Origin of the sequence: Pseudarthrobacter sulfonivorans (genome assembly GCF_001484605.1) — a bacterium.
GTDB lineage: Bacteria > Actinomycetota > Actinomycetes > Actinomycetales > Micrococcaceae > Arthrobacter > Arthrobacter sulfonivorans_A.
In genome coordinates, this window is record NZ_CP013747.1 from 403,422 (window position 1) to 414,082 (window position 10,661).

Here is a 10,661-nt window from a genome sequence, read left to right on the forward strand (position 1 = left end):
ATTCCTCTACCAGAAGGCACCACCAGAGCAGAAGGCCAAACCAAACAAGGCCACTGCCAACCACTGAGGAGAGATCACCATGGACACCCTGCACATCACCACACCGGCCGACCTCGTCAGCCTCATCGGCCACAGCCTCGGCTACTGGCCCCACGAAAGCCTGGTCTGCATCTCACTCCAAAAGAACAGGATGGGCGCCACCCTCAGACTCGACCTGCCCACCACACCCGACCACGCCCACATGTACGCACGAAGAGTCGGCGGCTACCTCCGCAGCGACCAGGACGCAACGGCGGCCGTCTTCGCGATCTTCACCGACACCAACCGCGACGACGACAGTGATGCCCTCTTCGGCCCCCTCGTCGAATCACTCGCCCAACAACTGGCACTGGCCGGAATGCCGATCCAGGCCGGCTGGATTGTCGGACCCTCGTCCATTGCCGAGTTCAGGATCCACCCCGTTTCCTACGGCCCGGACATCCCGCTCGGTACGGTCCAGTCGAGCCTGCTCAACGCAGAACTCATCTTCCGCGGCAGCCAGATCCGAGAGAGCCTGGCCCTCGCCCTCCCCAGCCGAGCCGTCACGCCCGAGTTCACCGCCGAGGTCGAAACCCACCTCAATGCCGCCGTGGCACAGAGTTCCGCCCAGCGGACAGCCGACGCCGTCGGGCTCTGGTCCAGCCTCATCGACGGCGGGGAGGAGCCGACGGCGGCACAGCTCGCCGAAGTTCTTGCCCAGCTGCAAATTCCCGAGCTCAGGGACAGGCTTATCGCGGACATGCCCGGTCTGGACCTACCGATGGAACTCCTGCTGTTCGGCGAGTCCAACCCGGCCCCTGACTGGGATCGGATCGACACCGCCGAAGGTCTATTGCGGCAGCTTTACGCCGTCGCCGCCCCCGAGCATGCCGCAGCCCCGCTGACCGTTCTCGGCTGCATCGCCTGGTGGAAAGGCAAGGGCTCCATCGCGTCCGACTTGATGGATTTCGCCGGGACGTTCGACCCGGACTACCGCCTCGCCCGCCTCATGAGCCAGATGCTGGGCTGCGGCCTCGTCGCCGGATGGGCCACCAGCAAAACCCAGGCCTACCGAACGCTCTGACCCAGAAAGGGAGCCGACACCATGAACATCATCCTGTACACCAAACCCGGCTGCCAGCAATGCCGGCTGACATCCCTCAGCCTCGACAAGGCAGGCCTCAGCTACAGGAGCGTCGACCTCACCACCAACGACGCGGCCCTCGAATACGTCCAGGACCTTGGCTACGCACAAGCGCCCATCGTCGTGGTGGATGACCATCACCATTGGTCCGGCTTCAACCCGACCGAAATCGAGAGGCTAACCCGAGCGCTCCAGCATGCTGATGGCACCCAGCAAGCGCCCGGCAACCTCTAGTCCCCTCCAGACCTGCGCAAACCCAAAGACCGTCGACCCGCCGTCGACGGTCTTTTCCTCTGCATCGAATCCACCCAACCCAATCCCCCACTCATTGATTCGGCGACAATCACGCTTTTACACCAAACCGTCGGCCGATCCATCCGCCACGTCACGCATGCTCCGACGACCCCCGCCAGGCCCCCTAGCGCGACCACAAAAGCGCCTCACACCTCTGGCATCTTGCGATGCGCCGTAACGAAGCACATAACGCCGAGTCATGCAGACTCCGGCGCCCGGACCCATGAACGGGTGTGAACGACCAAACTTGCCCGGAATGCCACACCGCCTTCACACCCACCCGCCGTGGGCAGATCTACTGCACATCAGGCTGCGCGAACAGGCAGCGCCAACGACGCTACCGCGCGGCACGTCTGCGCCAGAGACGTAGCCCGGGACGCTCCCCGGCAACAGTTCCCCCTCGAACTGACATCGACGATTCCGTTGCGCGGTCGGCGCTGAATCGCGCTGAGACCTCGCATCTTCGCACGGGCTATGAGCGACGACTGCACAAGGCCACAGCGGACCACGACATTGAACTGGCAACGGCCTACGACCGATTGCACAAGATGGCGGTTTCCGCCGATCAAGCCATCTCCACGGCGACCGCATTGGCAGAACGTTGCCGCCGACTCCAGAGCGAAAACTGGTCGCTGCGCCAGCACCGCGGTCAGGACCTGAGCGACCTCCAGCTGCTGGCCGCTCGCCTTGTCTCGTTCACGACGGCGGGCGCCCACTTGGGGGAACGGGTCACCGACGTCTTCACTCGCCGGGGATGGATCACAGGCAGGACCGACCCATGACTGTATCGATAGCCAGGCTGTCGAGTGAGTCCGGCGTGAAGTACCTGCTCAAGACGACCCTGCGCGCTGACGTCGCAACCCGCAACCTGACCGATTACTACACGCAGTCCAGCAACCCGCAGGGCAGGTGGCTGGGTGCCGGCCTGGCCGGCATCGGCGTCGAATCCGGCTCCACGGTCACACCATCGGCGGCTCAGGCGCTCTTCGAACGGGCTGAAAATCCGACGACGGGCGAAGCGTTGGGCAGGCATCCACACCAGGATCCGCCTTCGTCGCACGCAGCCCCGCAGAATAGGCGCCCCACCGTGGCAGGTTTTGACCTGACGTTCAGTGTCCCGAAATCGATCTCCGTGCTCTGGGCGCTGGCCGACAGCGTGGACAAGGCCAGGATCCTGCGAGCCCACCACTCCGCCCTCGACGCAACGATGGTCTGGTTGGAAGCAACGGCGATTCACACCCGCGCCGGCCACAACGGCATCGCCCGGCTCAGCGTCCGCGGCGCAGTCGCCGCGTCCTTCGACCACTGGGAATCCCGGACCGGAGATCCCCAGCTTCACACCCATGTCGTGATTGCCAACCGCGTCCAACGCAACTCCGACGGTGCCTGGGGCACGCTGGACTCACGCACCCTCTACAAGGCGACTGTTGCGGCGAGCGAACACTACAACGGTGTCCTGTTCGACCAGCTCAAGCGAGACCTCGGCACCGACGCTGACGTCCGCCGGCCCGGCACAACTGAACACAACCCGAAGCTGGAACTCACCGGCGTCGATGACATCCTGATCCGCGAGTTCTCAAGCCGAACCCGGCTCATCGACGTCGAAACTGACCGTCTTGTCCAGGAATGGACCCAGACGCACGGCCGCATACCCACGGCGACCACAAAGATCCGCCTTCGCCAGCAGGCCACACTGTCCACACGCACCGCCAAGCCCGACCGTATCGTCCCGCTCTCTACCCGGACCCTCGAGTGGCGGAACCGGGCGGCCGCCATCGACTTCGACGCCGAACGCGTGGTCGCCGAGACCATCAACCGCTCACGTACGGCACCACTGCACGATTCCGAACTGAGCGACTCCTGGTTCGAGTCCACTGGCAGGCTCGTGGAACAGGCCGTTGCCGGCCGACGAGCCACCTGGAACCGGTGGAACCTACTCGCCGAAGCGGAACGGATCTGCCTTGAACTCCGCTGCGCCAGCCCAGAGGACCGGCGGCACATCATGGACGCCGTCGCGAACTCCGCTGAAGAGCAGTCCGTGCCCCTCAGTGAATTTCGCTACGGCCCGGCGGCCAGCACAGCACCAGATCTGGCCTTCGATGGGCACAGCGTTTTCGACTGGCCCAGCGACCACCTCTATACCGATGTGTCCACGTTGGCTAACGAGGCCCGAGTCATGGCAGCCCACCACACAACGGATGCGCCCGCGATGGATCCATCCGCATGCTCCGCGCTCACCGAGTACACGAACGCCAGGGGCGTCGGCTTGTGGCCGGACCAGCTCGACGCAGCCGCCAGCATACTGGGAAGCGGGCGGCGGCTGGACGCCGTCGTAGGGCCGGCCGGAACCGGCAAGACCACCGCGATGGCTGCCGTGAAGAGTTTCTGGGAGGCGGAGTTCGGATCGGGCAGCGTCATTGGTTTGGCCCCGGCCGCGGCGTCGGCCGACGTCCTCGGACACGAGCTCGACCTGGCAACGGACAACGTCACCAAATGGCTCTACGAATCATCCGGCCCCGGTGCCGCCAACCGTGCCGAACGGTACTTCGACGCCGAGCGACGGTACCTGGCAGCAATCGCCACAGCAGGCGGTGACCCGTCATCCGCGCGCTTTCTTCAGAGGCTCGCGCAGCAGCTCACCGCGCTCAGCGCGACTCAATCCAGATGGCAGTTCCGCCCCAACCAGCTGGTCATCGTCGACGAAGCCTCCATGGTTCCCACCCACCATCTCGCGGCCCTCGTCGACCAGGCCGAGGCTGCCGGTGCCAAGCTCGTCCTTGTTGGCGACCCCGCCCAGCTGGACGCGATCGACGCCGGCGGCATGCTCGGGTGGCTCAGCCGCACCAGCAAAGCCGCGCAGCTGACAACCATCTGGCGCTTTAGCCAACCCTGGGAACGGCAGAGCTCACTCAAACTCAGATCGGGCGATTTCCGGGTCATCCAGGATTACAACAGCCGCGGCCGGATCCGTGCCGGCACGTACGACTCCATGGTCGATGCAGCCTACGACCGGTGGAACACAGACGTTCAAGCCGGACGGTCTTCCATCCTGATCGCTCCCGACAATGACACCGTCGCCATGCTCAACGAACGCGCGCAGGCCGACCTGGTCACCACAGGCAGGGTCGATCCGGAAGTCACAGTCATTCTGAGCGACGGACTGCACGCCGGCCGAGGTGACCGGATCCTGGCGCGCCGCAACGACCGCCGCCTCACCGACCAAACAGGCGACTTCATCCGAAACGGCACCCTCATCACGATCACAGATCCGCCCGCCCTCGATGGGTCAATCACGGGCAGACGGCTGGACACCGGCGCCACCATCACGTTGACCAGCCGGTACCTCGCCGCGTCCGTCGAGCTTGGCTACGCCACAACGGCCCACCGCTCCCAGGGAATCACGGTGGACACCGGACACACCCTCGTCTCCGAAGGACGCCTCACCCGCGAACTCTTCTATGTCTCCATGACCCGCGGACGCCACTCCAACACCGCCTATGTCTGCGAACCAGACCCACGCGACCACCACGCCATCGATCCCTCAACGCTGCCGGACTGGCAGCAGATCCTCAGTCAGGTTCTCGCAGCGGAAGGTGCGGAACACACGGCCCACGAAATCAGAGCTTCCGAGGCGGCCAGGGTCGATTCCTTGAGCCAGTTTATGGCGGAGCGGGACTATCTTCGCCAGATCGCCGCGTACGACGACGTCACTCACCTTGTCAGCACTCACTCCCCCGAGTCGCTGGACCGGCTGCGTCAATCTCCAGAATGGAGCGTGCTCACCACGGCTTGGAGTCGCGCTTCCGCTGTAGACCGCGCGGCTGCTGAGCAAGCCCTCGTCGACGGGCTCCTGACGGCAGCGGACGGCAATGAATCGGCGTCTGACATCCGTTCGCGGCTACGCGCCATAGCCCAACAAAGTCGGCCGCTAATCCCCGCGGCGGGGGCGTCCCCGCCCCCTCCACGAGAAGACATCCGCCTCCTGCTGAACAATGTCGAGCATCGTATCGGCCAGCGAAACCGAGTCACCACTCGGACAGCCCAGATGCATGACTCCTCGTGGAAGGAAACGCTCCGGGCCTTGCTTCCCGGAGCAATTGATCCGCAGACATGGCATGGCCTCGTCGGGGAGGTTGCCAGATATCGTGACCGCTGGGATATCGACAGCGAAACCCTCCCCTTTGGACGCAAGCCGGACTCAGCCGACACGATCCAGTACACGGAACACGCACGAGTCGAAGCCTTGGTCATAGCAGTTGCCGCCGCTCCGCCAGAGGCGCTCGGCTCTATGACTTCCGCGAACCTGAAAGGAACTTCCCGCGCTGCATCCACTGTTCAGCCTTTCGACCTCGGGAGCTAAAATTGGATAGTCAACAGGCGGTGCAAATGAACGCCAATCCATTCGTAAAGCCAAAGGTAAGGACGGGCTGGCTGGTAGTTGCCAGCGCCTTAGCGATGCTGTGCCTCGCGTTCAGCACACTCGCGATCCCGGCATCTCCCACGTTGCCCAACCTCTGGCCGATTCTGGCCCTTTCCGTCCTGTTCGCCGTGGCTGTCGGCACCATCTGGTTCTACCGCCTGCAACGGGCGAACAAGTGGACCGCCCGTGCGGTCGAGCAATGGCGGCGGCTTGAGGCAACCAGACTGCAGGTGGGAACGACGACCGAAGTCACGATACTGGCCATCGAGACGGTCGAACCGACCGGAACCTGGGTAACGCTGCGCTGGAACCAATTCGACCACGTTCAGCGTGCTTGGATGGAAGCCCTTCCCGATGAGATATGGGAAGGCACAGTTCTACTCATCTCGCCGGATCCTTCACAGATAAAGCTGGGCAATCCGTGGCCGACTTTCTACCACTTGGCTGCCCAGAAGTATCTAGGTTTCGCTCCCGCGGCAGGTCGGAAGGACTTTGAGAAGCTTTCGGAGAGGTCTCCGCGGTGATGCAGATGCGACCAGGAATTCTGGCCGTTTCGTCGATTCCTGCGACTTGAGTCTGCTAGGGCCGTACCCAGTGTTGCGAAAGGCGAAAGCACAGGCACCTTGCTCAATTTTGCTCCATCTTCAAGCGATAGGCGGCGGCTTGCTTCGGAAGAATTGGCACAATGTCCGAGGTAGGGAACGCAACTCTAGTCGTGGCGTGTCCACGGAGAGGGAAAGCCGATGCATCCGAATCCTTTGTCACCTGTACTTCAGACCGGCGAACCGACGTGGCTGATTGGACTGCGTGCCCCGCGACTTTTTGGAATGGATGCAAATACATTCGGGAGTGGCAAGTAGAGTCGTCCTACAGTTGCGGAACCCTCGAATCGCAAATGCAGATATAGGAATGGGGCCAATGTCTGAACTCCAGACCGATGGGTCTTCGCCGGACCACGGGCATCCGCACTTCTCGCCTGGTCCTGCGACGCCAGATTTTCTCGCAGCGCTCGCCTCTGACCGTTCAGGCTACGAGACATTTTCCAGATACCGCTGGCAAGCAAAGCAGTCCGTGTGGCAATGGCTAACTTGTTTGAGCTCGATTGATCCGCCGACGGCAATTGTTTGCGAACACGTGGAAGACATCGTCATTGTCTACGAGTCAAAGCTTCGTTTCGCGCAACTCAAGACACGTGACAAAGGGTCGTGGAGTGCGAATCGAGTGTGTTCGGAAGGCCACGGGATCGATGCTTTGGTTCGATCGTTCAAGGAAGCCGAAATTCATGGCCTAGTTGAGATTAGCACTTTTGAACTTTGGCTTGAGGGTCCCATGGCTGAAGCCAAGGAGACGGTCAATTTTTTCTCCTCGCCTCCCACCGCCGGCCCGGCACTCCGGAGGAAAATCGTGGAACTGGGTATGCCGTCCAGAAAGGTTGAGCGCTTCCTAGAGCGTCTGATCATTAGGCCACAACAACCCACCCGGCTCCACATCGACGCCGTGATACTCCAATACATTGGAGCCCTTTGGCCAGCCCTGTCGACACCGGAGCGCGAGAGCATTTTTGGTGACCTTCTTGAAGCAGCACAGCAGGCGCAAGCAAACGAGCACCGCACGGCAACGGTTGTCGCCCGTCTTGCCGAGCAACTCCATGGATCACCTGAGACCACCAGGGCTTCCAGCAGCCAGGAGATGACGGGGATAGATTCGCTCGCCACTCAGACACTGACTCGGACGTCTCTGCTGTCGCGTGTCCCGCCACTTCAAGGCGCAACCCGGGAGGATCTGCTCGCCAGAATCAAGAATGGTGAAGTGACAAGTGCATTGGAACTCAAAATGCGGGCGGCTGGTGTCACTAAACAAACTATCGATTTGGCCCAAGGACTCCGCGCAGTTGCTGAAATAGGGCGCCAAGAGGTTCTAGGAAGTAGGCCGGATGCGATCTCGACTCTTGAACGCCTCGAACGCCGAGTACTCCAAACAGCAGACGCGACGGCCACTCGCGCGAGGCTGATGGCCGGGGGCAACCCGGCGATCGCATCACAGCCCGGTGAGTATGTCGTCGCAGAGCTGCTAAGCCAACCGATGCAACTGGCTCACCTCGATAGCGACAGATTGTTTCAAGCCGACAGCAACCTTGTCTTCGGGTTCTTGTGCCATCTTTCTGATACCTGCAAGTACTGGTGGCAGGCCTGATGACGGATACTCCAGAGGCTGTCGTCGGACACTCGCCCAGCAGCGGATCGTCAAAGTGGCAGCAGTATCGCTCTAGTCCTGAAGCTGAAGCCCGGCTGCTTCTCCTTATCGACGGTTTCAGCCGGAAGACGACGGGGCCCCGGACTCTGGAAGGCCGAGTAAAACTGGCCAAGCTGGACTTCCTCCTGCGTTATCCGCGTCACCTCGAACGAGTCCTGGCACGAAGGAATGTTGATCTGAGGGTACGCACTGAAATTTTGGATATCGAGGACACAGCGCCAATAGACAGCCGCATGATGCGCTATAGGTACGGTCCTTGGGATCCTGCGTACTACGCCATTCTGGGAGCTCTAATTGGACGGAGCCTAGTCCAAGCGCTCCCGCTCTCAGGCAGCAGCGGTTTTGGCTACCGTACGACGCTCAGAGGAGAAACCGTTTCAGCCAATCTTGCAGACGACGAGTCTTTCGGTGAGCTTAATGCGCGGGTCAAGATTCTTCGCAGGCACCTTGACTTGTCCGGAACTACTCTAAAGGGCCTTCTGTACGAATTGCCTGAAGTTGCTGATGCAACATGGAAGGAGGACATACATTGAGTACGTCCCCAGAAGACAGTAATCGCGAATTGACGACGACAACAGGCAGTACCCTGCAGGACCATCGTTTGCGCGTCGTCGAGGTGGAGCTCCTTGGAGGCGGACGGACTGTTCGCCTCTTTCCATCGCTCAACTTCGTGCGCGGAGACATCACAACAGGCAAGACAACCTTCGTACGGCTGTTGCGCTCACTCTTGGGCACTGTACCTGACAATTTGCCTCCGGAAGTCGGGCACGTCCGTGCCCTGAGAGGGACTTTGCAGCTTCGTAGGAACAACTGGCACGTATACCGTCCGCTGGTGACGACGCGGACGGCACCCGTGGAAGTCGCTCGATCTAAGACGGACGACAATGTAATCGCGTCGGACAATGAGGCGATCCGCCTGCCCGCAACAGGACCAGAATCCTCGTATAGCCGCTTCTTACTTGATCAACTGGCTCTGCCCGCCGTGAGCGTTCCAGAAGCTCGAACCGATCCGACTTCGCGGTTGTCAGCGGTGAGCATGACTGACTGGCTGGGCTACTGCATCGTTACCGGTGATGAACTGGACTCGGATGTATTCGGTCACAAGGACCGATTCAAGAACCAGAAGCGTCGGTGGATCTTCGAACTTGCCTATGGCTACTACGACGTTGAACTGGCCGCCTTGATAGCCAGCCGACGAGGCGTGGAACTCAGACTGGATAGTCTTGACAGGGAAGCAGAAGTTATTCGCCGCTTCCTGGAAGGCACGCCATTCTCTGACGAAACAGCGATTCGAACAGCCATCGCGCAGCGTCAACAAGCGCTGAAGTCCATGGAGCAACAACAGCGAACGGTTGCTGCGGAAACTGTAGACGCTGCCGAAGTCGGCGATCTTCGCAGTTCAGTGCTCGACCACAGGAAAATTCAAGACACACTACAGGCTGACGAGGCACGTCTAACCACACAGCTGACCGATCTTCAGGAACTGAAACGGCAGCTAATCAGCCAATCGGCACGTTTGACTCGAGCAATCGTTGCTGACGAATGGCTCGTGGACTTCGACTTCGTCGTCTGCCCGCGTTGCGGCAACGGCATTGAACCTAACAGGGCAGAGAGCGGCCATTGCTACTTGTGTTTGAAGCCCGAGAACTCGACGACGTCACGCGAAGCGCTACTCTCCGAGCAGGACCGCGTTATCAGTCAGGTTTCCGAGACTGATCGAGTCATGGAATTGCGGCAATCGGCTCTCGACAAAACGAAAGCGAACGTCGAAGCCAACAAGGTCACTCTGCACCGCTTGGCTGCTGAGTTGGACCAGCGAACAGCAGCCTTCGTTTCGGACCGGGCCGCGGTTATCCGCGCGCAAGCGAGGGACATCGCAACAGTAAGCGCGGACATCGAAAAATTCCATGAATATGCACAGCTCGTTGCGCGTCATAGTGATCAAGACCAAATTCGGAGAAAGCTTGAAGAAGAGCGAGAGGAGCTCAGCCATGCTATTGAGGGCCGCGAGGCCAATCAACATGAGGCTGACCAAAATCTCGAAGCGCTCGAGAAACGAATTTTAGAGTATTTGGAAAGACTTCACATTCCACAGTTGGCAGACCTCCTAACCGTGCGAATTAATCGCACGACGTTTCTACCCGAGGTCAGCGGAAGGTCATTTGACGAACTATCAAGTCAAGGGCTAAAGACGCTTGTAAATGTCGCTCATGCTCTGGCCCACCATACTGTCGCCATCGACAGGGGCCTGCCTATACCTGGGTTGCTCGTCCTAGATGGCATCTCCGCCAATGCTGGACACGAAGGGTTTGATCGCGATCGGATAGGCGACATGTACCGATTGCTGATTGAGGTCGGAAACGAATACGAAGAACACCTCCAGCTGATCGCTGTGGACAATGACATACCCGCCGCCGTCATCGACGAAGTACGGGACTCCATTATCCTCGAGCTCAGCCAGCAAGACAGGCTCATCCGTTTGGCGTCCCGAACGCCGGACGACAAACTCGGAGTGTGAGCAGGTGAGCACCC

The 10,661-nt window shown here is 60.7% G+C and carries 6 protein-coding genes; all 6 read left to right on the forward strand.

Translation table 11 applies throughout. The features are described from left to right. The first annotated feature begins 79 nt into the window (after window positions 1-79). The 6 genes from AU252_RS01755 to AU252_RS01785 all read left to right on the forward strand — a co-directional run bounded on the left by AU252_RS01755 (window position 80) and on the right by AU252_RS01785 (window position 10,647). Window positions 80-1,102: a DUF4192 domain-containing protein gene (locus tag AU252_RS01755; protein WP_058929254.1), complete on the forward strand. Its 1,023-nt coding sequence runs from the start codon at window positions 80-82 to the stop codon at window positions 1,100-1,102. 21 nt (window positions 1,103-1,123) lie between these two features. Next, complete coding sequence (locus tag AU252_RS01760; protein WP_058929255.1) at window positions 1,124-1,396, forward strand: glutaredoxin family protein; 273 nt, start codon at window positions 1,124-1,126, stop codon at window positions 1,394-1,396. An 838-nt stretch (window positions 1,397-2,234) separates the two neighbouring features. Further along, the gene (mobF, locus tag AU252_RS01770; RefSeq protein WP_058929257.1) at window positions 2,235-5,816 is read left to right on the forward strand and encodes a MobF family relaxase; all 3,582 of its coding nucleotides are present in this window, start codon (window positions 2,235-2,237) and stop codon (window positions 5,814-5,816) included. Between the two features lie 26 nt (window positions 5,817-5,842). Next, the gene (locus AU252_RS01775; RefSeq protein ID WP_157768915.1) at window positions 5,843-6,400 is read left to right on the forward strand and encodes a hypothetical protein; all 558 of its coding nucleotides are present in this window, start codon (window positions 5,843-5,845) and stop codon (window positions 6,398-6,400) included. Window positions 6,401-6,794: 394 nt separating this feature from the next. Then, complete coding sequence (locus AU252_RS01780; protein ID WP_157768916.1) at window positions 6,795-8,069, forward strand: dsDNA nuclease domain-containing protein; 1,275 nt, start codon at window positions 6,795-6,797, stop codon at window positions 8,067-8,069. A gap of 589 nt (window positions 8,070-8,658) precedes the next feature. Then, a complete protein-coding gene (locus AU252_RS01785) occupies window positions 8,659-10,647 on the forward strand; it encodes a hypothetical protein (RefSeq protein ID WP_205630624.1) in 1,989 nt (662 codons plus the stop codon). Window positions 10,648-10,661: the final 14 nt, after the last annotated feature.

Bases quoted from the DNA above. Each gene is read 5' to 3' on its own strand.
- AU252_RS01755 (WP_058929254.1), top strand. From the start codon at position 80: ATGGACACCCTGCACATCACCACACCGGCCGACCTCGTCAGCCTCATC.
- AU252_RS01760 (WP_058929255.1), top strand. From the start codon at position 1,124: ATGAACATCATCCTGTACACCAAACCCGGCTGCCAGCAATGCCGGCTG.
- mobF (WP_058929257.1), top strand. From the start codon at position 2,235: ATGACTGTATCGATAGCCAGGCTGTCGAGTGAGTCCGGCGTGAAGTAC.
- AU252_RS01775 (WP_157768915.1), top strand. From the start codon at position 5,843: ATGAACGCCAATCCATTCGTAAAGCCAAAGGTAAGGACGGGCTGGCTG.
- AU252_RS01780 (WP_157768916.1), top strand. From the start codon at position 6,795: ATGTCTGAACTCCAGACCGATGGGTCTTCGCCGGACCACGGGCATCCG.